Annotated in this window: 22 protein-coding genes and 1 riboswitch; of the genes, 12 read left to right on the forward strand and 10 right to left on the reverse strand. The window is 76.5% G+C overall.

Translation table 11 applies throughout. The features are described 5' to 3' along the window. The first annotated feature begins 154 nt into the window (after window positions 1-154). The 6 genes from GWJ10_RS17485 to GWJ10_RS17510 are packed head-to-tail and all read left to right on the forward strand — an operon-like array spanning window position 155 to window position 6191. Window positions 155-994, forward strand: coding sequence for an STAS domain-containing protein (locus GWJ10_RS17485; RefSeq protein ID WP_043653447.1), 840 nt, complete (start codon window positions 155-157; stop codon window positions 992-994). Then, window positions 991-1395 (forward strand): STAS domain-containing protein, encoded by a 405-nt coding sequence (locus tag GWJ10_RS17490; RefSeq protein ID WP_021483159.1) that lies wholly within the window; start codon window positions 991-993, stop codon window positions 1393-1395. The genes GWJ10_RS17485 and GWJ10_RS17490 overlap by 4 nt, the downstream gene beginning before the upstream one ends. Beyond that, complete coding sequence (locus GWJ10_RS17495) at window positions 1392-1814, forward strand: anti-sigma regulatory factor (RefSeq protein WP_206158430.1); 423 nt, start codon at window positions 1392-1394, stop codon at window positions 1812-1814. Before GWJ10_RS17490 ends, GWJ10_RS17495 begins: the two co-directional genes overlap by 4 nt. Next, window positions 1811-2851, forward strand: a complete 1041-nt coding sequence (locus GWJ10_RS17500; protein WP_163188732.1) for an ATP-binding SpoIIE family protein phosphatase — start codon at window positions 1811-1813, stop codon at window positions 2849-2851. The genes GWJ10_RS17495 and GWJ10_RS17500 overlap by 4 nt, the downstream gene beginning before the upstream one ends. Further along, window positions 2848-4584, forward strand: a complete 1737-nt coding sequence (locus tag GWJ10_RS17505) for an ATP-binding protein (RefSeq protein ID WP_163188733.1) — start codon at window positions 2848-2850, stop codon at window positions 4582-4584. The genes GWJ10_RS17500 and GWJ10_RS17505 overlap by 4 nt, the downstream gene beginning before the upstream one ends. After that, a complete protein-coding gene (locus GWJ10_RS17510; RefSeq protein WP_163188734.1) occupies window positions 4581-6191 on the forward strand; it encodes a fused response regulator/phosphatase in 1611 nt (536 codons plus the stop codon). Before GWJ10_RS17505 ends, GWJ10_RS17510 begins: the two co-directional genes overlap by 4 nt. Here the strand turns inward: GWJ10_RS17510 and GWJ10_RS17515 are convergent. Next, window positions 6149-6769 carry a dihydrofolate reductase family protein gene (locus tag GWJ10_RS17515; RefSeq protein ID WP_163188735.1) on the reverse strand — a complete coding sequence of 207 codons (621 nt, stop codon included), beginning with the start codon at window positions 6767-6769 and terminating at the stop codon, window positions 6149-6151. The genes GWJ10_RS17510 and GWJ10_RS17515 overlap by 43 nt on opposite strands. 201 nt (window positions 6770-6970) lie before the next feature. Further along, on the reverse strand, window positions 6971-7429 hold the full coding sequence (locus GWJ10_RS17520) for a DUF6069 family protein (protein WP_241005885.1): 459 nt from the start codon (window positions 7427-7429) through the stop codon (window positions 6971-6973). Between the two features lie 221 nt (window positions 7430-7650). Between GWJ10_RS17520 and GWJ10_RS17525 the strand changes: the two genes are divergently transcribed. Then, entirely contained in the window at window positions 7651-8913 is a 1263-nt protein-coding gene (locus GWJ10_RS17525; RefSeq protein ID WP_163188736.1) for a histidine kinase, read from the forward strand. An 89-nt stretch (window positions 8914-9002) separates the two neighbouring features. After that, window positions 9003-9635: a response regulator transcription factor gene (locus tag GWJ10_RS17530; protein ID WP_206158440.1), complete on the forward strand. Its 633-nt coding sequence runs from the start codon at window positions 9003-9005 to the stop codon at window positions 9633-9635. Between the two features lie 3 nt (window positions 9636-9638). On the opposite strand, the gene GWJ10_RS17535 is transcribed toward GWJ10_RS17530, so the two are convergent. The 4 genes from GWJ10_RS17535 to GWJ10_RS17550 all read right to left on the reverse strand — a co-directional run bounded on the left by GWJ10_RS17535 (window position 9639) and on the right by GWJ10_RS17550 (window position 14020). Then, window positions 9639-9959, reverse strand: coding sequence for a DUF4235 domain-containing protein (locus GWJ10_RS17535; protein WP_061267789.1), 321 nt, complete (start codon window positions 9957-9959; stop codon window positions 9639-9641). Between the two features lie 65 nt (window positions 9960-10024). After that, complete coding sequence (locus GWJ10_RS17540) at window positions 10025-11125, reverse strand: ABC transporter ATP-binding protein (protein ID WP_163188737.1); 1101 nt, start codon at window positions 11123-11125, stop codon at window positions 10025-10027. Continuing rightward, window positions 11125-12840, reverse strand: a complete 1716-nt coding sequence (locus tag GWJ10_RS17545; protein ID WP_206158431.1) for an iron ABC transporter permease — start codon at window positions 12838-12840, stop codon at window positions 11125-11127. Before GWJ10_RS17545 ends, GWJ10_RS17540 begins: the two co-directional genes overlap by 1 nt. Window positions 12841-12928: 88 nt before the next feature. Continuing rightward, window positions 12929-14020 carry a thiamine ABC transporter substrate-binding protein gene (locus GWJ10_RS17550; RefSeq protein ID WP_163188739.1) on the reverse strand — a complete coding sequence of 364 codons (1092 nt, stop codon included), beginning with the start codon at window positions 14018-14020 and terminating at the stop codon, window positions 12929-12931. Between the two features lie 82 nt (window positions 14021-14102). Further along, a riboswitch (TPP riboswitch) is annotated at window positions 14103-14207 on the reverse strand. 318 nt (window positions 14208-14525) lie between these two features. On the opposite strand from GWJ10_RS17550, the gene GWJ10_RS17555 reads away from it, so the two are divergent. The 4 genes from GWJ10_RS17555 (at window position 14526) to GWJ10_RS17570 (ending at window position 19688) form a co-directional block, all read left to right on the forward strand. Continuing rightward, window positions 14526-15293, forward strand: coding sequence for an ABC transporter ATP-binding protein (locus GWJ10_RS17555; protein WP_241005897.1), 768 nt, complete (start codon window positions 14526-14528; stop codon window positions 15291-15293). Then, window positions 15293-17830, forward strand: coding sequence for an ABC transporter permease (locus GWJ10_RS17560; RefSeq protein WP_346773840.1), 2538 nt, complete (start codon window positions 15293-15295; stop codon window positions 17828-17830). Before GWJ10_RS17555 ends, GWJ10_RS17560 begins: the two co-directional genes overlap by 1 nt. Window positions 17831-17936: 106 nt before the next feature. Beyond that, window positions 17937-18212: a DUF4235 domain-containing protein gene (locus GWJ10_RS17565; protein WP_163188741.1), complete on the forward strand. Its 276-nt coding sequence runs from the start codon at window positions 17937-17939 to the stop codon at window positions 18210-18212. A gap of 57 nt (window positions 18213-18269) precedes the next feature. After that, window positions 18270-19688: a hypothetical protein gene (locus GWJ10_RS17570; RefSeq protein WP_163188742.1), complete on the forward strand. Its 1419-nt coding sequence runs from the start codon at window positions 18270-18272 to the stop codon at window positions 19686-19688. A 25-nt stretch (window positions 19689-19713) separates the two neighbouring features. On the opposite strand, the gene GWJ10_RS17575 is transcribed toward GWJ10_RS17570, so the two are convergent. The 4 genes from GWJ10_RS17575 to GWJ10_RS17590 are packed head-to-tail and all read right to left on the reverse strand — an operon-like array spanning window position 19714 to window position 22379. Continuing rightward, complete coding sequence (locus GWJ10_RS17575; RefSeq protein ID WP_163188743.1) at window positions 19714-20271, reverse strand: hypothetical protein; 558 nt, start codon at window positions 20269-20271, stop codon at window positions 19714-19716. Further along, on the reverse strand, window positions 20268-20927 hold the full coding sequence (locus GWJ10_RS17580; protein WP_163188744.1) for a hypothetical protein: 660 nt from the start codon (window positions 20925-20927) through the stop codon (window positions 20268-20270). Before GWJ10_RS17580 ends, GWJ10_RS17575 begins: the two co-directional genes overlap by 4 nt. Next, complete coding sequence (locus GWJ10_RS17585) at window positions 20924-21622, reverse strand: hypothetical protein (RefSeq protein ID WP_163188745.1); 699 nt, start codon at window positions 21620-21622, stop codon at window positions 20924-20926. Before GWJ10_RS17585 ends, GWJ10_RS17580 begins: the two co-directional genes overlap by 4 nt. A 52-nt stretch (window positions 21623-21674) precedes the next feature. Continuing rightward, window positions 21675-22379: a DUF1361 domain-containing protein gene (locus GWJ10_RS17590; RefSeq protein WP_163188746.1), complete on the reverse strand. Its 705-nt coding sequence runs from the start codon at window positions 22377-22379 to the stop codon at window positions 21675-21677. Between the last annotated feature and the right edge of the window lie 70 nt (window positions 22380-22449).

A 22449-nucleotide genomic window follows, 5' to 3' on the forward strand; every position in this document is an offset into this window, starting at 1 on the left:
GCCTCACGGCGGGGACGTGTCGCGAGGTCGTGGCGTCGTGCGCGCGAGCGCGCGTCCACAGCCGCGCTGCGAGCGCCCGCGCCCTGCGTACACTGGCGGGCGCGCGACCGCCGCGAGCCCGTTCGGCGTCGCTCTCACCGTGGAAGGAACCCCGATGGCCGACGCCGCCACCCCCGAGACTCTCGCTCGGACCCTGATCGAGCACGCGGACGCCGTGCGCAGCGCGTGGCTGGAGGCTGCAGCGAACGAGCTCCACGGCCGCACCTCGCGGGGCGAGCTCGAGCGCGAGCAGGGCGAGATCCTCGACGCGCTCCTCGAGGGCCTGCGCGCCGGCGGCGTGTCGCTCGCCGAGCCGGCGTTCGACCAGCTCCGGGGCATCCTCGCGGACGTGTCGTCCGCACGCGCGCGCCTCGGCTTCACGCCGCGCGAGACCGCGATCGGCGTCTTCGCCCTCAAGGAGGGCCTGTACCGGCTCGACTCCGCGACCGGTGCCGACACGGACGTCACCCCGCTGCTGCGCCTCGTCGACCAGCTCGGGCTCTTCACGTTCGAGACGTTCGCTGCCGCGCGCGAGGCGATCATCGCCGAGCAGGCCGAGCAGCTGCTCGAGCTCTCCACACCCGTGGTCAAGCTCTGGGAGGGCATCGTCGCGGTGCCGCTCGTGGGGACGCTCGACTCCGCGCGCACCCAGGTCGTCATGGAGAAGCTGCTCAACACGCTCGTCGACACGGGCAGCGAGCACGCGATCATCGACATCACGGGCGTGCCCGCGGTGGACACCCAGGTCGCGCAGCACCTGCTCAAGACGGTCGTCGCGGCGCGCCTCATGGGCGCCGAGTGCACGATCAGCGGCATCCGCCCGCAGATCGCGCAGACGATCGTCGCGCTCGGCATCGAGTTCGGCGACATCCGCACGCGCGCGACCCTCGCCGACGCCCTCGTCGACGCGCTGCGCGCGAGCCGCGACACCCGGCAGGCCGGGCTCCCCGCATGACCGACGGCGTCCCCATCCTCAAGATCGGCTCGACGCTCCTCGTCTCGATCCAGATCGACCTCCAGGACGACACGGCGCTGCAGCTCCAGGAGGACCTCGCCCAGCGGATCACCGACACCGGTGCGCGCGGCGTGATCATCGACATCTCCGGGCTGGAGATCGTCGACTCGTTCATCGGCCGCATGCTCGCGTCGGTCGCCGGGATCTCGCACGTGCTCGACGCGACGACGGTGGTCGTGGGCATGCGCCCGGCCGTCGCCATCACCATGGTCGAGCTCGGCCTGTCGCTCGGCGACGTCCGCACCGCGCTGGACGTCGAGCGCGGCCTCGCGCTCCTCGCCCCCGAGGAGCGGTCCGCCGAGGACGTGCTCCTGGCCGCCGCCGAGCGCGAGGAGAGGTGACCACGACCACCCCGCCGCCGACGACCGCGGAGCGCGTGCCGGTCCGCACGGACTCCGACGTCGTCAAGGTGCGCCAGCTCGTGCGGTCGCTCGCGCAGCAGGCACGCCTCTCGCTCGTCGACCAGACGAAGCTCGTGACGGCGGCGAGCGAGCTCGCGCGCAACACCCTCGTGTACGGGGGCGGTGGCGAGGCCGAGGTGCAGCTCGTCACGGAGGGGGCGCGGACGGGCGTCCGCGCCGTCTTCTCGGACGAGGGGCCGGGCATCCCCGACCTCGACCTCGCGCTCACCGACGGCTGGACCAGCGGCGGCGGGCTCGGGCTCGGGCTCTCGGGGTCACGACGCCTCGTCCAGCACTTCGCGATCGACACCGCGCCGGGCGTGGGCACGCGCGTCGAGATCGCGACCTGGTCCCGATGACCTCGGCGGAGCCGGACCGCCCGGACGACCGCCGCACGCTCGTCGAGGACGGGACCTGGTACACCGTGGACCACCCGTCCGCGGTCGGCAGCGTGCGGCGCGGCGCGAGCACCGCCGCGCGGAACCTCGGCCTCGACGACGAGCGCGCGGCGGAGGTCGGCCTCGTCGTCTCCGAGCTCGCGACCAACCAGTGCCGCCACGCCGGGGGTGGCTCGGTGCTCGTCCGCGTACGGCGCACCGGCGCCGAGGCCGCGCTCGACGTGCTCGCCGTCGACGCCGGGCCCGGTATGCGGGACATCACGGCGGCGATGCGCGACGGCGTCTCGAGCCGCGGCACGCTCGGCATCGGCCTCGGCACCCTCCCCCGCCTCGCGTCGGCGTGGGACGCGTGGACGTCGCCCGGCCAGGGGACGGTCATCGCGGCGACGTTCGTCGCGCACGGCGCGACCACCGACCTCGCGGCGCCCACGGGCGTGACCCGCCCCATGACCGGGCAGGACGTGTGCGGCGACGCCCTCGCGGTGCGCCACGACGACGGCGCGCCCAGCCTCCTCGTCGCCGACGGGCTCGGCCACGGCCCGCTCGCCGCGGTGGCCTCCGGCGCTGCCGTGCGGGCCTTCCTCGACGCGCCGGCCGGGAGCGCGGTCGCGCTCCTCGAGCGTGTGCACGGCGCCCTCGGCGGCACGCGCGGCGCAGCCGTCTCGGTGGTCCAGGCGTCGGGCGGCGTGCTGCGGCACGCAGGCCTCGGCAACATCGCCGGGACCGTCCACGGGGCGCGCTCGCGGGGGCTCGTGAGCCACCCCGGCATCGCCGGGACGCGCGGCCGGCCGCTGCGCGAGACGACGTACCCCGCCGAGCCGGGCGACGTCGTCGTGCTGCACAGCGACGGGCTGACGGCCCGGTGGTCGCTCGCCGACTATCCGGGCCTCGCCGTCCGCTCCCCCCTCGTCGTCGCGGGCGTCCTGCTCCGTGACCACGCCGTGCGCCGCGACGACTCGTGCGTGGCGGTGCTGCCGATCCCCCGGGAGGCCGCGTGAGCACCACCCTCCTCATCACCCAGCTGCGCTCGGACTCCGACGTGCTCGCGCTGCGCCGGGCGGGGCGGGAGATCTGCCGCCTGCTCGGCCTCGACACGCAGGACCAGGTGCGCGTCGCGACGGCGCTGTCCGAGATCGGGCGGTCCGCGGTCGGTTCCGGCACGGCCGACGTCGTCGTGGGCGTCCTGCCCGGGCTGCCGCAGGCCACGCTGCGCGCCGAGATCGTGGCGGGGACGCCGTTCCTCGTCGAGGGCGACTCGAGCGACGGCGGCGTCCCCGCCGCCCGGCGGCTCGTCCCCGGCCTGCAGGTCGACCCGACCGGTACGCGCGTGCTGCTCACCAAGGCCCTGCCGGCGACCGCGCGCACGGACGAGGCGACGCTCGCGGGCGTGCGCCGGTCCACCGCCGCCGCGCACGTCGCCGACGCGAGCGACGAGGTGCGCGTGCAGAACGCCGAGCTCGTGCGGACGCTCGACGAGCTGACGCGCCAGCAGGACGAGCTCCGGCGCTTCAACGAGGAGCTGGAGGAGACGAACCGCGGCGTCCTCGCGATGTACGACCAGCTCTCGGCTGAGCTCGAGGAGACCAACACCGGCGTCGTCGCGCTGTACGCCGAGCTCGACGAGCGCGGCCGCGAGCTCGCCGCCGCGAACGAGGCGAAGACCCGCTTCCTGCGAAACGTCAGCCACGAGCTGCGCTCGCCCGTGAACTCGATCATCGGCCTCACCTCGCTCCTGTCGGACTCCCACCTCGACGCCGACCAGACGCAGCAGGTCGGGTTCCTGCGGGAGAGCGCGACGACGCTGCTCACGCTCGTCGACGAGCTGCTCGACCTGGCGCGCGCCGAGGCGGGCCACGACGACGTCGAGCCCACGCCCGTCGACCTCGGGGCGCTGCTCGACGAGCTGCGCGGCACGACCCTGCCGCTCGTGCGGTCCGGCGTCTTCCTGCGGGTCGCGGCCGAGCCGGGCCTCACGCTCGTCACCGACCGTCGGCTGCTGTCCCGCGTGCTGCGGAACCTGCTGACGAACGCGGTGAAGTTCACGGACGAGGGCGAGGTCGTGCTGCGGGCGGCGGCCGACGGCGACGTCGTGCGGTTCGACGTGCGCGACACGGGTCTCGGGATCCCGGCCGACCAGCTCGAGGCCGTGTTCGAGGAGTTCGTCCAGGTGCCCAACCGCCTCCAGCCGACCGTCCGCGGCACGGGCCTCGGCCTGCCGTACGCCCGCCGCACCTCCGAGGCGCTGGGCGGCACGCTCGTCGCGACGTCGCGCCCGGGCGCCGGGAGCGTGTTCACGCTGCGCCTCCCGTCCCTCTCCGCGGTGCCCGAGGACGCCCCCGCCGCGCGCCCGGAGCCCGAGGAGGCCCCCGGCCGCGACACCCCGCTCGGGCACGTGCTCGTCGTCGACGACGACCGGGCCTACGCGTCGGTCGTCGCCTCGATGCTGCGCGACGCCGCGGCGCGCGTCAGCGTCGCGCACGACGCCACGCACGCGCTCGCCCTCCTGCACGACGGCCCGGCCGACGTCGCGCTCCTCGACGTGTGCCTGCCCGGCACGGACGGCCTCGCGCTGCGGTCGCGGATCCGCGACGTCCACCCGGCCACGGCCGCCGTGCTCATGTCGAGCGCGCCGCCGCCGCCTGGCATCGGCGACGTGCCGTTCCTCGCCAAGTCCGAGATCGACCGCGACCGCCTGGTGGCGGCCCTCGGGCGCGAGGTGCGGAGCCGATGAACGCCGACCGCACCGTGCTCGTCGTCGACGACACGCCCGCGCACCGGTACGTCATGGCGAGCTGGCTGCGGCGGGCCGGGTTCGGCGTCGTCGAGGCCGGGACCGGCCGTGACGCGCTCGCGCACGCCACGACCCCGGTCGACGCCGTCGTGCTCGACGTGAACCTGCCGGACCTCTCGGGCCGCGAGGTGTGCCGGATCCTCAAGAGCGACCCCGCGACCGCGCACCTCCCCGTCCTGCACGTCTCCGCGACCGACGTCGACGCCGCCGCCCGCACCGCCGGGCTGGAGGGCGGCGCGGACGCCTACCTGCCCGAGCCGCTCGACCGCGACGAGTTCCTCGCGACGATCAGCGCGCTGTGCCGACGCGTCGACGCCCAGCGTGGCGCCGGGCGCACCGCCCGCCGCCTGGAGGCGCTCACCGACGCGCTCGTCCCCCTGCACGAGGCGCGCTCGCCCGAGGCCGTCGCCGACCACGCCGCCCGGGGCGCGTGCGCCGTCCTCGGTCGCGCCGTGATCTCGATGGTCGTCGCGGACGCCGGGGTCGTGCTGCGCTCCGTCTGCGTCGCGGAGGGCGCCGCGCTCGTGCGCGGTCGCGGCCCGACGGCGGTCCTCCCGCCGACCGGGGCGTCGACCGCCGTGTTCGGCCCGGACGAGGTCCCCCTCCCCTGGCGGCCGCTCTTCGACGAGGCGGGCGTCGGACCGTCGGCGTGGTTCACGCACTGGCTCGTCGACGCGTCGGGGGCGCTCGTCGGCGGCCTGGGCATCGAGGTCGGCGACGAGCCGCTGTCCGACGAGGAGCAGGAGGCCGCCGCGCGCTTCACGGAGGCCGCGACGGTCGCGCTGTCGAACCTGCGCACGTTCACCGAGGAGCACCGGATCGCCCTCGCGCTCCAGCGCGCGCTCCTGCCGTCGGGGCTGCAGGTGAGCGGCGGGGTCGAGGTCGTCGCGCGCTACGAGGCGTCGGACGACCGGCTGGACGTCGGCGGCGACTTCTACGACGCGTTCGACCTGCCGGACGGGCGCGTGGCCGTCGTCATCGGCGACGTCCAGGGGCACTCGCTGCGCGCGGCGACCGTGATGGCGGAGGTGCGGGTCACGCTGCGCGCCTACCTGCGCGAGGGCCACGACGCGGCGTCCGCCCTGGACCTGCTCAACGCGGCGCTGCGCGAGGACCACCCCGAGTTCGCGACCGTGTGCGTGTGCGTGCTCGACCCCCGGACCGGCGCCCTCGAGCTGACGGACGCCGGCCACCTGCCCGCGCTCCTCGTGCGCGCCGACGGCACGGTCGACCGGGCCAAGGCGGGCTCGCGCCTGCTGGGCGTACCCAGCCCGCGGTCCCGCCCCGCGCACCACGACGTGCTCGCCCCCGGCGACCTCCTCGTGCTCGTGACCGACGGTCTCGTCGAGCGCCGCGGGGCGTCCCTCGTGGACGCGCTGGACCGGCTGGCCGAGGTCGCCGGGCGGAGCGCCGACGCGAGCCCGGCGCTCCTGTGCGAGCGCGTCGTCGCGGCGTTCGACGACCCGGGCCGCGAGGACGACGTCGCGGTGGTCGCCGTCGCGCGTCACGCGTCGCCGGACGGCACCTTGTCCTTGACGTCGTCGTAGCCGACGTCCCCGGGGATCTCGCCCGGGGCGTAGACGAGCCGCACGACGCCCGTGGGGAACGTCTCCGAGCGCAGGAGCGTCAGCGGGTAGACGGGCTCGCCCTCGTCGAACAGCCGCTCGCCGGTACGCGCCGCGACGGGGTGGACGAGCAGGCGCAGCTCGTCGAGCAGCCCGGCCGCGAGGAGCTGGCGGACTACCGAGATCGACCCGGCGACGAGCACCTTGCCGACGCCCGGCTCCTCCTTGAGGGCGCGGACCGCGTCGACGAGGTCGCCGTCGACCCGCTCGACGTGCCGCCACCCAAGGTCCTGGTCGCCGCGCGTCGCGACGATCTTGCGCAGGTTCCCGAGGCGCGCGGCGAACTCCGCGTCCTCGTCCCCGGCGGTCTCCCGCTCGGGCCACGCCCCGGCGAAGCTGTCGTACGTGACGCGTCCGAGGAGGAGCGCATCGACGTCCCGGTAGTCCTCGTCCACCGCCGCGGCCATGTGGTCGTCGAAGTAGGGGAAGTGCCACGCCGGGTTGATCTCGGCGACGCCGTCGAGCGAGAGGAACAGGGTGGACACGAGCGTCGCGGTCATGAGCGGCCTTCCGGTCTGGGGAGATCGATGACGGGGCAGACCGTCGGGCCCCCAGAAACTCATCGCCCGACGCCAACCACACCCCCCACGACCGCCCAGCACGGGGTCAGCGACCGGATCCGGCGGATAGCAGTCGCCGACCCCGTGTTCGACGGGGTGGGGGTGGGGCGAGGCGGCGGGGTTGGGGGCGGGGGGCGGGGGTCAGCGGCGCAGGCCCAGGGTCAGGGTCGCGCCCACCGTCAGGTGCTCGACGACGAGCAGGGTCACCGCGCCGGGCGTCACCGCTCCGAGCGGGCCGAGCAGGGAGACGAGCAGCACGACGCCGCACGTCACGAGCCAGGGCCGCCGGCCGCCCGAGCGCAGGCGGCGGCCGAGCAGCGCGCGCACGCCCCACCCGGCGTACCCGACGACGAGCGTCACGACGACCGCCGCCACGACGCCGACCGTCTGCGTCCCGGTCGCGGTGCGCACCGCGGGGTCGACGCCGAGCGCCGTCCCGACGAGCAGCACGACGGCGGCGACCACCGCCGCGACGGGCGGGACCACCCAGCGCGGCACGCGCCGTGCCGTCCGCCCGTCCGGAACGGACGCGCGGGGGTGGCCCGGGACGTGCGCGGCGCCGTGCGAGGTGCTGCTCGGGGTGCTCCGCGTCGTGGACATGACGTTCCTCCTTCGTCGCGCGGCGGGGCCGCGGCTCGTGCGGCCGGGGCCGCGGTCGGCGGGTGCCGACGTCCCCACGCTCGCGGCCCGGGGACTCCCTTCGCATCGGCCGGACGGCGGCGGCCGGGCCGACCGGCGTCGGGCCTCGACCCTCCTGCCGGACGGCGACCCCCGACCTTGGTCGGTGGTCGGCCGCGCACCGGCCGCCTAGCGTCCGGAGCATGACCACCACCGACTGCCCTCCCCTCGCCGGGCGCCCCGTCCTCGCGACGGCCGCCGCGCGCCGCGACGGCACGCACGTCCTCGTCCCCGGGTGGGTGGTCGCGCTCGCCTGGCTCGCCGTCGCGGCGCTCACGGCGCTCGCGACCGCCGGGGTCGTCGCGCAGGACGACGCCGGCGCGGGCCCGTGGCTCGACGTCGCCGTCGCGGTCCTCGCCCTCGCGGTGCTGCCCCTGCTGTGGTCGCGGACCCCGCGCGACGCCCCGGTGGTCGGCGCGCTGGTCCTCGCCTCGCTCGCGGCGTACTCGGGCGCCGCGACCCCGGCCTCGACCGTCGCGACCCTGCAGGTCGCGCGCTGGTACCCGCTGCGCACCGCGCTCCCGGTCGCGGTCGCCGGCTTCCTCGGCCACGCCGTGCAGGCGCTGTGGCGGCCGCAGGCGCTGCCGCTCGGCTGGTGGCTCCTGTGCGACCTCGCCGTGCACGCCGCCCTGCTCGGCTGGGGCCAGTACGCACAGGCGCGCGACCAGCTGCTGTGGTCGCTGCGGGACCGCGCGCGCCGCGCCGAGCGCGAGCAGGAGCGTCGTGTGGCCGAGGCGCGCGTCGCGGAGCGCACCCGGATAGCGCGCGAGATGCACGACACCCTCGCGCACCGGCTCTCGCTCCTCGCCGCCACGGCGGGCGCGCTCGAGTACCGGCCGGACGCCGACCCGGAGCGGCTCGCCCGCGCCGCGGGACTGGTGCGCGCCGGGGTGAGCTCGGCGCTCGACGACCTGCGCGACGTCGTACGGGTGCTGCGCGCCGAGCCCGGGCCCGGCGGGGCCGACGCGCTGTCGCCGCAGCCGACGCTCGACGACGTCGAGCGGCTCGTCGTGGAGGCGCGCGACGCCGGCGGCGAGGTGACCTACGAGCGGACGGGGTCCGCCGACGTCCCGCCGACGGTCGCGGTCGCGGCCTTCCGCGTCGCGCAGGAGGGGCTGACGAACGCCCGGCGGCACGCGCCGGGCGGCCCGGTGACGCTCCGCGTCGTCGCCCGGGCGGGCGAGGTCCGGGTCACGGTGTCCGACGACGGCCCGCGCCGCGTCCCCGTCGGCACGGGCGGGGGCGGCGGTATCGGCCCGGGAGGCGTCGGCGACCGCGCGGGCGGCGGCACCGGCACCGGGCTGGTCGGGCTCCGGGAGCGCGTCGACCTGCTCGGCGGGACCCTCGACGCCGGGGCGCGGGACGCAGGGTTCGTCCTCGACGTCCGGCTACCGTGGGACGCGTGACGGAGCAGGGTGGGCGCGGGGACGACCCGCGCGGGAGCGGCCACCACGACGCCGGGACGGTCCCCCGGGACACCGCGCGCACCCGCCTGGTGATCGTCGACGACGACGCGCTGGTCCGCGCCGGGCTGCACCTCATGCTCGACGGCGCGCACGGCATCGAGGTCGTCGGCGAGGCCGCCGACGGCGCGGAGGTGGCGGCCGTGCTCGACGCCCACCCGACCGACGTCGTGCTCATGGACCTGCGCATGCCGCGCGTCGACGGGATCGAGGCCACGCGGCGCGTGCGGGCGCGGCCGGACGCGCCCGCCGTCGTCGTGCTCACGACGTTCGACACGGACGAGGAGGTGGTCGGCGCCCTGCACGCCGGGGCGTCCGGCTACCTGCTCAAGGACATGCCGCCCGAGCGGATCGTCGCCGCCGTGCGCGCGGCCGCGACGGGCGAGCCCGTGCTGTCGCCGGAGATCGCGCGGCGTCTCATGACGTCGGTCGCCGACGCGGGCGGCCAGCGCGAGCGGGCCCGGGCCGCGCTCGACGCGCTCACCGGGCGCGAGCGCGACGTCGCGGTCGAACTCGGGCGCGGCGCGACGAACGCGGACATCGCCGCGCGCCTGTTCCTCAGCGTCCCGACGGTCAAGGCCCACGTGTCGAGCGTGCTGCTCAAGCTCGGGCTGGAGAACCGGACGCAGGTCGCGCTGCTCGTCCATGCCGCGGGCCTCGACTGACCGTCAGTCGCCGGGCCACTCCCCCGTCCAGCGCTCGAACGCGCGCGCCCCGCCGCGGTCGATGAGCGCCTTCACCACCGCGTAGACCGCCCCCTGCAGGAGCGCCGCGAGCACGATCTCCTTGAGCGGGTACTCCGACTGCAAAGGTGTCGGGGCGTCCTTGCGGTGGCCGGGCGAGACCCGCTTGTAGATCTGCTTGAACACCTGCCCGGCGACGAGCCCGCCCACGACGGAGCTGACGATGCCGACGGGGCGGTACAGGATCTTCGCGGACTTGCTGCCGTTCTTCTCCGGGGGGTGGTCACCGGTCGTCACGTCGTCCATCCCCCGACGCTAGGTCGGCTGCGGCCCTCTCGCTCGTCGCACGGCCCGGGCGACCCGCCCGGGCGTCAGTCCGGCACGACGGCGCACCCGGCCGGGTCGACGACGACCCGCACCCGGTCGCCCGGCTCGACGACCGCCGGGGCGCCCGCGAGCGCCACCAGCCGCGCGGGCGCACCGCCGGAGCGTCCGGGCAGGTCGACGTCGACGGTCACCTCGACCGCGCCGCGGCGGAACACGCTCCCGACGACGGTCGCGTCCCACCCGTCGTCCGACACCGGCACGCCCTCGCCCGCGAGCCGCAGGCCGCGCGGACCGACCGCGAGCAGGTTCCCCGGCCCGTGCGGGACGAACGCCTGGTAGCCGAGGAACTCCGCGACGCGGCGCGACCCGGGCGCGCGCCAGAGGTCCTCGGGCGGCGCGACCTGGAGGAGCCGGCCCGCGTCCATGACGGCGACGCGGTCGGCGACGGTGAACGCCTCGTCGTGGTCGTGGGTGACGAAGACGGCCGTCGTGCCGGTGGCGCGCAGGGCCTCGCGCAGGTCGAGCGCGAGGCGCTCGCGCAGCCCCCGGTCGAGCGCGGAGAGGGGCTCGTCGAGCAGGAGCAGGCGGGGGCGCGGCGCGAGCGACCGCGCGAGCGCGACGCGCTGGCGCTCGCCCCCGCTGAGCGTCGCGACCGCGCGCCGCTCGTACCCGGCGAGCCCGACGACGTCGAGCAGCTCGGCCACGCGCGCGTCGCGCTCGGCGCGCGGCAGCCCCGCGATCCCGTAGGCGACGTTGCCCGCGACGTCGCGGTGCGGGAAGAGCTGGCCCTCCTGGAACATGAGCCCGAACCCGCGGCGGTGCACGGGGACGCCCGTGAGGTCGCGGCCGTCCCACGCCACGGAGCCCGCGGCGACCGGCTCGAGCCCCGCGACGGCGCGCAGCAGGCTCGACTTGCCGCAGCCGCTCGGCCCGAGCAGGGCGAGCACCTCGCCGGGCGCGACGTCGAGCGTGACGCCCGCGACCGCCGTCGTGCCGGGGTCCGTGCGCGCTCCCCCGGTGCCGCGCCCGCCGTACCGCACGACGACGTCGCGCACCGCGAGCCCGGCGGTCTCCCCGGTGCCGGGGCCGGGGCGCGACGGCTCCGGCGTGCCCGCGCGCGCGGGGGCGGGGTCGGTCTGCACCATCAGAACTCTCCTCCGGGTCGGTCGCCGCGCAACCGCTCGGCGAGCAGCATCACGGTCGCGGTGAGCAGCGCGAGCACGACGCTCGCCGCGAGCGCCATGCCGTAGTTCTCGGCGCCCGGGCGCCCGATGAGCCGGAAGATCACGACCGGCAGGGTCGCGCTGTCCGGGCGGGCGAGGAACGACGTCGCGCCGAACTCCCCGAGCGAGACGGCGAACGCGAACCCGACGGCGAGGCCGAGCGAGCGCGCGGCGATCGGGCCGTCGACCGTGCGGAACACGCGCCCGGGCGCGGCGCCGAGGGTCGCGGCGGCCTCGCGCAGGCGCGGGTCGATGGCGCGCAGCGTCGGCAGGACCGTGCGCACGACGAGCGGGGTCGCGACGACCGCCTGCGCGATCGGCACGAGGAGCCCCGACGTGCGCAGGTCGACGTCGAGGCCGAGCGGCCGGTCGAGCGTGACGAGGAAGCCGAAGCCGACCGTCACCGCGGAGACCCCGAGCGGGAGCATGAACACCGAGTCGAGCACCGAGATCGCGCGCCGCCCGCCGCGCGAGCGCGGGCGCCGGGACACGACGAGCGCCACGAGACCCCCGATCACGACGGCGAGCACGGTCGCGAGCGCGGCGGTGCGCAGCGAGTTGCCCGCCGCCTCCCACACGGTGACGGACAGCGCGTTGCGCCCGCCCGTGGTGCCGAGGTTCGCGTAGTTGTCGAGGCCCCAGCCGCCGCCCGGGACGCGGAACGAGCGCACGACGAGCGTGCCGAGCGGCAGCCCGACGAGCACGGCGACCACGGCCGCGGTGAGCGCTGCGGGCGCGAGGTCGCCCGTCGGGCGGCCGTCGCGCCACAGGCGGAGCGGGTGGGCGGACGACGCCGACGACGACAGGTTGAGCGCGCGCTCGCGCCGGGCCCGCGTGCGGTTCGCGACCGTGAGCGCCGCCGCGACGACCACGAGCTGCACGACCGACAGCACCGCGGCGGTGCGCAGGTCGAGGAACTGCGTGGTCTGGATCCAGATCTCCGTCTCGATCGTCCCGTAGCGGATGCCGCCGAGCACGAGCACGACGCCGAACGCCGTCGCGCAGAAGAGGAAGACGATCGACGCGGCGCTCGCGATCGCGGGCGTGAGCGCCGGGAGCGTCACGGTGCGGAACGCGCGCCACGGCGTCGCGCCGAGGGCGCGCGCCGCCTGCTCGGCGCGCGGGTCGAGGTGCTCCCAGAGCCCGCCGACCGTGCGCACCACGACGGAGTAGTTGAAGAACACGAGCGCGACGACGATCGCGGCGAACGTCTCGTCGAGCCGCAGGAACCCGAGCGGGCCGCCCTGCACGAGCAGCGACCGGAACGCGACGCCGACGACGACGGTCGGGAGCACGAACGGCACCGTGACGAGCGCGCGCACGACCCGCCGACCGGGGAACCGGCACCGGTACAGCACGTACGCGCCGGGCACGCCGAGCAGCAGCGACAGCGCCGTGCCGAGCACGGCCTGCCAGAGCGTGAGGCCGACGATCCGCCACGTGCGGGGCTCGGAGAAGACCTCCGCGAACCCCGAGAGGTCGAGGCCGCCGTCGTCCCCGACGAACCCGCGCGCCACGAGCGTGACGACCGGCCACGCGAAGAACACCCCGAGGAACGCGAGCGGCACCGCCGCCGCCAGACCCCACAGCACCCCGCGCCCGACGCCGCCCCGCCGGACCGCCCGACCCCTCACCACGGCTCTACCTCGGGAAACCACGGTTCTCCCCTGCGCGACCACGGCTCTACCCCGCGAGGTAGAGCCGTGGTCGCCGGGGGACCGGGGGTCAGTCGACGACCGTCGCCGTCCATGCCTTGATCCACTCGTCGCGGTGCGCCGCGACGTCGGCGGGCGCGACCTCGAAGGGCTCGTCGGCGAGCGGCGCGAACTCGGCCCAGCCGTCGGGCAGCGCGACGGAGTCGTCGGCCGGGTACATGTACATCTGGTCGGCGACGTCGGCCTGGAACGTCTCGCTCACGAGGAAGTCGAGGAGCTGCTGTGCGCCCTCGGGGTTCTTCGCGTTCGCGAGCACGCCCGCGTACTCGACCTGGCGGAAGCACGTGTCGAGCAGCGCGCCCGTGGTCGACGCGGAGCCGTCCTCGGTGAGCGTGAACGCGGGCGACGTCGAGTACGACAGCACGAGCGGGCGCGGCCCCGCGCCCTCCGAGCCGGAGAAGTCCACGTAGTACGCGTCGGACCAGCCGTCGACGACCTTCACGCCGTTGGCGCGCAGGTCCGCCCAGTAGTCCTCCCAGCCGTCCTCGCCGAACGCCCCGACGGTCGCGAGGAGGAACGCGAGGCCCGGCGACGACGTCGCGGGGTTGGTCACGACGAGGAGGTCCCGGTACTCGGGCTTCGCCAGGTCCTCCAGCGTCACGGGCTCGGGGATCCCCGCGTCGGCGAACCACGCGTGGTCCACGTTGACGCACACGTCCCCGAGGTCGACGGCGGTGAGCTCGCCGCCGTCGCCGACCGCGTACGACGCGGCGGACTCCGAGACGTCCGCGGGCGTGTACGGCTCGAGGACGCCCTCGTCGATCGCGCGCGACGCGAAGGTGTTGTCGATCCCGAACACGACGTCGCCGAGGGGCGAGTCCTTCGTGAGGATCAGCTGGTTGACCAGCGCGCCCCCGTCGCCGGGCGCGACCTGCTCGACGGTGAGCCCGCTCTCCTCCTCGAACGCGGCGAGCACGTCGTCGCTCACCGCGAAGGAGTCGTGGGTCACCAGCGTGACCGTGCCCCCGATGCCCGACGACGCGTCGTCGCCCCCGGCGCCGTCACCACCCGAGCAGGCCGCGAGGGCGAGGAGCGCGAGCGTCGCGCCCACGCCGGTCGCGAGGGCCCGGCCGCGGCGGGCGACGGTGGTCGTGTGCTGCATGTGTCCTCCCTGGACGTTCAGGAGGGGTCCACCGGCCCGACGAGCCGTGCGCCGGGTGAGCGCGACGGACCGCGCGAGCAGGTGATCGAGATTCCCGACTTCCTCCACCGGTGCTAACCGGATCAGGTTCGAGGGTCTGCGGTGGTCCGCACTCTCAGCTCCTCCAGGAGCTCCCCTGTCGTTCACCGCGAGCCTACACCGGCCCCTCACCCGGAGACTCCCCTGAGAGAACCCTGAGCACCGGCGACCGCGGACCAGGGGCGGTTCGGGGCCCGCCCCCGATGCCGCGGGCACGCGCGCCGCGGGAGGGTCGGTACGGCCGCCGGGAGCCCCGGCGGCCACCACAGGACGGCGCCGCCCGGCGAGCCACGACGCTCCCGCGCAGCGGCACGACGAGAGGACGGACGAGGACGTGACGACGACAGGTGCGGCACAGCGGAGCACCCCGCGCGAGGGCCCGCCCACTGAGGGCGCTGAGGGCGCTCAGGGCGCTGCGCGACCCGCGATCGCGACCGCGCGCGGGCTGGTGAAGACGTACGGGCGCGGCGAGGCCGCGGTGCGTGCGCTCGACGGCGTGGACGTCGACCTCGAGCGGGGGCGCCTGACCGCGATCATGGGCCCGTCCGGCTCGGGCAAGTCGACGCTCCTGCACTGCCTCGCGGGGCTCGACTCCCCCACGGCGGGGACCGTCGTCGTCGACGGAGAGACCGTCTCCGCCATGAGCGAGCGCCGGCTGACGCGCCTGCGGCGGACGCGCCTGGGGTTCGTCTTCCAGTCGTTCAACCTCGTGCCGACGCTCACGGCGGAGGAGAACATCGTGCTGCCGCTCGCGATCGCGCGGCGGCCCGTCGACCGGGAGTGGTTCGACCGCGTGGTCGACGCCGTGGGCCTGCGCCCCCGGCTGGGGCATCGGCCCGCCGAGCTGTCGGGCGGGCAGCAGCAGCGGGTCGCGTGCGCGCGGGCGCTCGTGTCGCGTCCCGCGATCGTGCTCGCGGACGAGCCGACGGGGAACCTCGACTCCCGCGCCGCCGCGGAGGTCCTCGGCTTCCTGCGCGCGTCCGTGGACGACCTCGGCCAGTCCGTCGCGATGGTCACGCACGACCCGACCGCCGCGTCGTACGCCCACCGGGTGCTCTTCCTCGCGGACGGCCGCCTCGTGACCGAGCTCCACGACCCCACGCCGCAGGCGGTCCTCGACACGCTGGGCTCCCTCACGCCCGCCGCGCCGTCACCGGCGCACGCCACCCCGGCACCGACGACGGCGGCCGCCTGATGATGGGCCGGATCGCGCTGCGCGGCGTGCGCGCGCACGGCGCGCAGCTCGTCCTCTCGGTCCTCGCCGTGACGATCGGCGTCGCGTTCGTGACCGGCACGTTCGCGCTGCGCGCGATGCTCGCGACCACGTTCGACGGCATCGTCGCCTCGTCGGTCCAGGCGGACGCGTACGTGCGCGGCGCGTCCCCCGCCGGGGACGCGCTCACGTCGGCGTCCGCCCAGGTCGGCGGCGCGCGCAGCCTCGTCCCGGCGGACCTGGCGCACGACCTCGGCGCGCGCGACGACGTCGCGCTCGCGCTCCCCGAGGTGAGCGGTCCCGCGGTGCTCGTGGGCGCGGACGGGACCGCGGTCCTCGGCAGCCAGGCGCCAAGCATCGGCGTCGCCTACGACCCCCGCGACCCCGGCCCCCAGGTGGTCGACGGCCGCGCGCCCCGCGACGGCGGCGAGGTCGCGCTCGAGTCGGCGACGCTCGCGGCGTCGGGCCTCGCGGTGGGCGGCACGACCGACGTCGTGCTGGGCGACGCCGTGCGGCCCGTGCGCGTGGTCGGCGAGGTCTCGCTGTCCGCGCCGATGGCGGGCGCGACGATCGTCCTGCTCGACGCCGGGACCGCCGCCGCGACGTACGCGCCCGACGACCTCGTCCCGTCGGTCGCGCTGTACGCGGCCGACGACGTCTCCCCGGAGGCGCTGCGGGACGCCGTCGCGACCGCGCTCCCCGCGGGCGCCGAGGCGCTGACGGGGGCGGAGCTGCGCGCCGAGACGAGCGAGGCGATCACCGACCAGCTCGGGTTCGTCTCGACGTTCCTGCTGGTGTTCGCCGCGCTCGCGCTGTTCGTCGGCACGTTCATCATCACCACCACGTTCTCGATGCACGTCCGACGCCGCACGCGCGAGCTCGCGCTCCTGCGCGCGGTGGGCGCGTCGCCCGGGCAGGTGTTCGGCTCCGTGGTGGGGCAGGCGGCGGTCGTCGGGGCCGTGGGCGCGCTGCTCGGCGTCGGGGCCGGGTTCGGCCTCGCGGAGCTCGCCCGCAGCGGGCTCGGCGCCGTCGGCATGGAGCTCTCCGGCTCGCTGCCCGTCACGGCCACGGGGGTCGCCGTCCCGCTCGTGGTCGGCGTCGTCGTGTCGGTGCTCGCCGCCGCCCTGCCCGCGCGGCACGCCGCGCTCGTGCGCCCGGTGGAGGCGATGCGCGCCGACGTCGTCCGGCCCGCCGGGACGGGGCGGGCCCGTGCCGCCGCCGGGACCCTCGCGCTGCTCGCGGGCGTGGGGCTCGTCGTCGCGGCGGCCGTGGTCGGCAGCGGGGGCGCGCCCCTCCTCGGCCTGGGCGCGGCCGGCGTCGTCGCGGGCGTGCTCCTCCTCGCCCCGCTCGCGGTCGGCCCGGTGCTGACCGTCCTCGCCGCGCCGTTCGTCGCGCTGGTCCGCCCGCTCGGCGGTCTCGCGCGCGGCAACGTCACGCGCCAGCCGCGGCGGACCGCGGCGACCGCGGGCGCGCTCGTCGTCGGGATGGCGCTCGTCTCGACGACGTCCGTCCTCGCGCTGTCCACCCGCGTCTCCGTGCAGGACATCGTCGACCAGGAGACCGCGGCCGACCTCGTCGTCCGCTCGGCGATGCCGTACCTGCCCGACGGGGTCGCGGGCGACGTCCGCGCCGTGCCCGGCGTCGCGGCGGTCGACGTCACGACGTACGGGCAGGTCGTCGTCGACGGCGAGCCGCAGCTCGTCGTCGGGTTCCCCGCCGAGGGCTTCGGGCGCTCCGTACGCACGACCGCGACCGAGGGCGACCTCGCCGCGTACGCGCGGGGCGAGGCCGCCGTCATGGCGGACGCGCTCGACGAGCACGGCTGGGCCCTGGGCGACGTCCTGACGCTCGCCGACCCGGCACGGCCCGACCTCCCGGCCCGGGAGGTGCGCATCGGCGCGGTGGTCGACTCGCACGCGTTCTCCGTCGACCTGCTCCTGCCGCCCGACGTGGCGGCCGCGGTCGGCGCGACGACGACGGAGATGCTGTTCCTCGACACCGAGCCCGACGCCGACCTCGCGGCCGTGCGGGCCGGGGTGACCGACGCCGTCGCGCCGTACGTCGTGGCGTCCGTGCTCGACGCCGACGAGTTCGCCGCGGACGTCGCCGGCCAGGTCGAGTCGGTCCTCGCGATCGTCTACGCCCTGCTGGGGCTCTCCGTCCTCGTCGCCGTCCTGGGCATCGTCAACACGCTCGCGCTGTCCGTCGCGGAGCGGACGCGCGAGATCGGGCTGCTGCGGGCCGTCGGGCTCGGGCGGGCCCAGCTCGCGACGACGATCCTCATCGAGTCCGTGCTCGTCGCGGTGTTCGGCACGGCCGTCGGGCTCGCCGTGGGGACCGGCCTCGCCGCCGCGCTCCCGTCGGTGCTCGCGGACCAGGGCTTCACGACCCTCGCCGTGCCGTGGGCCCAGCTCGGCGCCATGCTCGTGCTCGCCGGCGTCGTGGGCGTCGTCGCCGCGGTGTGGCCCGCGGTGCGCGCCGCGCGCCTGCCCGTCCTGGACGCGGTGAGCCACGACTGAGCCGGGCGAGCGCGCCGGGCGACGCGTGGGCGGCGACTTCGCACTACGGTGGTCGTGCGAGCACGCCCGGCGCCGCCCGGCGCCCCGACCGACGGAGGAACCCCTCGTGGCCGACACGAACGAGACCGAGCAGACCCTGGCCCTCAAGGTCGGGACCGTCGCCCTGACCTTCGCCGCGGGCTGGGCCGCGCAGAAGCTCGTCACGTTCGTCTGGGCCAAGGTGACCGGGCACGACGCCCCGAAGGACCTCGACGACGAGGAGGTCGGCGTCGTCCAGGCCGTGACCTTCGCCGCCGTCGCCGCGGGCGTCGGCGTCCTCGCCCGCCGCTTCGCGGGCAAGGAGGCGAAGCGCGTCGTCGCCCGCCTCGCGTCGCGCGCCTGACGTCCGGCCCGCTCCGTCCGCGCGAGGGAGGCCGGGCCGCCGGGTAGCCTGGCGCGCGTGACCGCCCCGCCGGCGAGCCCGACGCCCCCTCAGGACTCGATCCTGCGCGCCGGCCTGCGCGTCCTCGCCGACGCGGGCCGGCTCCTGGCCCGGCACTGGCCCGCGCTCGTCGCGGTCGCCGTCCTCGCGCAGGTCCTGCACGAGCTCGCGCTGCGGGCCGCGCTCGCCGTCGCGCCGTCGTCGGGCGTGCTGGGCCTCCTGGTGCTGTGCTTCTCGCCGCTCGCGACGGTCGTCGGGATCGTCGTCATGCTGCACGTCCTGCGGCGGGAGCCGCGCACCGAGCGCGACCGGCTCGAGGTCCGGGCGCTGCTCGGCTCGATCGCGTCGGTCCTCGTCCCCTACCTCGTCATCTACGAGTTCTACGGCGGCCTGTCGTCCGACTGGCAGGCGTACATCGACTCCGCCGCGCTCGACCACGCGTTCGCGGCGGGCGCGGGGATCGAGACCGCCAGCCCGGTCCCCGAGGGGTTCGGGCTCACCGTCGTGCTCGTCGTCGCTGGCGCGCTGCTCGCCCGCACCCTGCTGGAACGGCTCGCGCGACGCCTCGACCGCAACGTCTCCGCGCGCGACGGCGACGCCCGGCACAGCGCCCGCTCCGCCGCGGTGCGCATCGCCGCGGGCTACTGCGAGGTCGTCTGGATCGTCGTCGGCGCGTTCACCGTCACGGCCCTCGTCGGGCGCGTGCGCGAGTGGTGGTCGACGCGCGTCGTCGTCGTCGAGGTGACGACCTGGTGGGACGGCGTCGTCGCGCGCGTGGACGCGCTCGAGCCGCTCGTCGAGGCCGTGGGCCCGACGACGTCCCTCCTCGTCGCGGGCGTCGTCACCGGGCTCGTGGTGCCGCTCGCGTGGCTCACGCTCGGGACGATCGTGTACGGCGTGGAGGCGATCGACGTCGTCGACCCCGCCCACGCGGTGCCGGGCGACGACGGCGCGACCGGCCGCACGGCCCGCGCCGTCGACCGGTTCAACCGGACGCTCGGCGAGAGCGGCGCCCAGCGGGCGTGGGCGCTCATGCTCGACCCGGGCCGGCGGTTCGGCGGCCTCGTCGGCGCCCTCGGGATGCTGTGGCGCAGCCGCTGGGGCGCGGTGCTGCTCTTCTGCGTCGCGTTCGCGCTCCTCACGCTCGCCGAGCAGGTCGTGCTCACCGCCGCGCAGGCGGTCGTCGGCCAGCCGGGGATCGTCGCGTGGCGCGCGCTCGTCGGCCCGCTGGAGACGGTCGCGACCGTCGTCGTGCAGGTGCTCACGACCGTCCTGCTCGCCGCCGCGGCCGACGCGCTCCTCGCGAGCCTGGGCCTGCCGTCCGCGCTGCGCACGCGGCGTGCGGCGCGGCGGGCCGGGGAGCCGGACACCGCCGTCGGCACCGGCACGCCGAGCACGCCGAGCACGCCGACCACGGTCGGCGCGGCCTCAGCCTGACCCGGCACCCGGCCGGTCCCGGCGGTCAGCCGACGTCCGCGACGGGGAGCGACCAGTACGCGGGCAGGAGGCTCGGCTCGACGAGACGCACCTCGGCGGGCTCGGCGTCGTCCGGGGTCAGGAAGTGCTGCGTGCTCCGGCTGGAGACGGCGCCCGTGCAGACCGGCGCCTCGGGGTACGGCATGCCCGGGAGCGCCGAGGCGCCTGCCGCGTACTCCCGGCCGGCCGTGTCCCGGAGCAGCACCGCGCACGACGAGAAGGTCTCCTCCGCGCCCTCCGGGGCGGGCGGCGCGTCGGAGCGCAGCGACACGTCGGCCGCCCAGAGCGTGTAGCCGTCGGGCACCTCGATCCGGCCGCCGTACCCGTCGTCGAGCCCGTCGACCGCCTCGACACCCACCAGCCGGGCCCGCACGTCACCGACCTGGGCCCAGCCGTCGGCGTCCGGCGCGTGCGCGACGCGCGGCTCGCCCGACCACCAGGCCTGCACGTCGTCCGACCGCCAGGTCAGCCAGCCCAGGGCGCCGAGCGCCACGACCAGCACGGGCAGCCACCAGCGGTTGGTCCGCCACCAGCCGGCGCTCATGCGTCCCACCCACCCGGGACGAGCGCGGGCCGCACCGTCTCCAGGGAGTCCCCCGCGGCGGGCGGCGCGACGCGGCCGAGGTCGACCTCGGCGATCGCCTGGGGACGGTCGAGGTCCGCGTCCTGGTGCTCCGTGAGCACGCGCAGCACGAGGTCGCCCTCGAGCGCCCGCGCGGGCACCTCGACGGCGACGGTCCCCGCCTCCGGGACGTCCGGGTCCGCGAACGTGCTGAGGACCTGGTTGCCCACGCGGCGCGACGCCTCGTGGTCTCGCCCGGCGGCGTCGCGCAGCTCGACCACCTCGACGCTCGCCTCGCCCGTCGTCCCGGACACCGCCAGGTCCACGACGACCCAGACGCCCTCGGTCGTCAGCGGGCCGGACCCGTCGTCGAGCGTCGTGCCGCTGCGGACGTCGTCGACCCGCACGCGCACCGGACCGGCGGTCACGACCTCGCCCACGGTGCCGCGCGACGTCGTCGGCGTGAGCGTGGGCCACCACGTGTCGACGCGCGACACCGCGGCCCCCGCCCCCACGGCGAGGACGAGCAGCACGACGGTCACGGCCCGGCCGGTCCGCCGCGGGCGCCCCTCCACCGCCCCGGGACCGCCCGGCGTCACGGGCCCGTCCGGTGCCACGGCGGTCGCTTCCTCGGTCACCAGCCGTCCTCCGTCTCGGGCGGGTCCACGATCTCGGGCGGGACGGCCCCGGCCGGGACGTCCACGCGCGTGACCGCGCCCGTCTCGGCCCACCGCCGGCCGCCGCCGACCGTCATGTCGCGGTACCGGAACGTCGGGACGGTCACGGTCAGCGGCTCGTCGGGCGTGCTCACCGCGCCGCTCTCCCCCGGCACCGACACGGGCCACAGGAGCGCGACGTCGTCGGCGAGGCCCGGCGAGAGCACGGGGTACGACGACGCGTCGCGCACGAGCAGCGTGGGGTCCGGGCGGTCCGGCTCCGCGTCGCCCGCGAGCGCCAGGCCGCCGGGCAGCTCGTCGGGGAGCGTCACTGCGGTGCGGTCGAGCCGGCGCGACTCGCGGTCCGTGTCGAGCGCGCCGACGACCACGACGAGCCACGCGTCCGCCCCGGAGTCCTCGAGCGCCGAGACCTGCACGGCGTCCGTCACGGACCACGAGCGCACGGTGAGGTCGAAGGGACCCGTGGCGACCGGCTCCCCCGCGGCGCCCCGCGCCGGCCCCGAATCGGCGGCGTCGTGCCGGGCGAGCCCGCCGGCCGCCGTCGTGCCGACGACGGCACCCAGGACGACGGCGAGCGCCACGCGGCGCGGCCACGTGCCCACGACGGCGCGGAGCAGCGGCACGCCCCGGGCGGCCTTCGGCGCGGTCGACGTCACGGCGCGCATCCTACGGGGCCGCCACGGGCCGTCGCCGGAACCGCACGGGCCGTCAGGCCCCGCGCACGAGGAGCGTCGTGACCGGCCCCATGACGATCGCGTACATGACCGCGAAGAACAGCGTGTGCAGGAGCACGAAGAGCAGGGCGTCCTGCACGGCGCCGCGGGCCCGGAAGTGCCGCACGAGCTTGCGCACGAACTGGACCGGGTGGGCGAGGTCCCAGCTGTTGAACCGCACGTACCGGCCGAGGTAGATCCCGACGGAGACGAGCGCCAGCACGACGAGCACCACGACCCACGACACGGGCCGGCGGAACGGGGCGTCGTCGTCCGGGTAGAGCACGATCGCGAGCAGCGCCTGCGCGAGGAACACGTTGACGAGCGTGTTCATCACCCCGGACAGGGCGAGCGTCAGCACGGCCACGATGTCGTACCAGAGCGGGACCTCCTCGCCCTCCTGGCGGTGGCTGTAGTTCAGCTCCGTGACGAGGTAGCCGGCGTTCGGCAGGAGCAGCAGCCAGACGCCGAACCCGAGGACGGCGCACGCCACGACCGCCCACGACGGGGCACCGCCCGCGATGAGCACCGCGTCGACGACGACCACGAGCCCGAGCACGATGACGGGCGCGATCGAGAGCCCGATGTTGAGGAGCATCGGCCGGTACACGCGCGTGCGGTACAGCGGCGCGCGCAGCACCACGAGGGCGAGCGCGTACACGTTGAGCAGGGCGACGCCCCCGAAGAGCCAGTCGAGCACGCCCCCACGGTACGGGGGGTTCCCCGCGCGCGGCGCGGGGAGCGTCGTTAGCGTGGAGGTGCTCGACGCA

Source organism: Cellulosimicrobium sp. SL-1 (assembly GCF_011033075.1).
Taxonomy (GTDB): domain Bacteria; phylum Actinomycetota; class Actinomycetes; order Actinomycetales; family Cellulomonadaceae; genus Cellulosimicrobium; species Cellulosimicrobium funkei.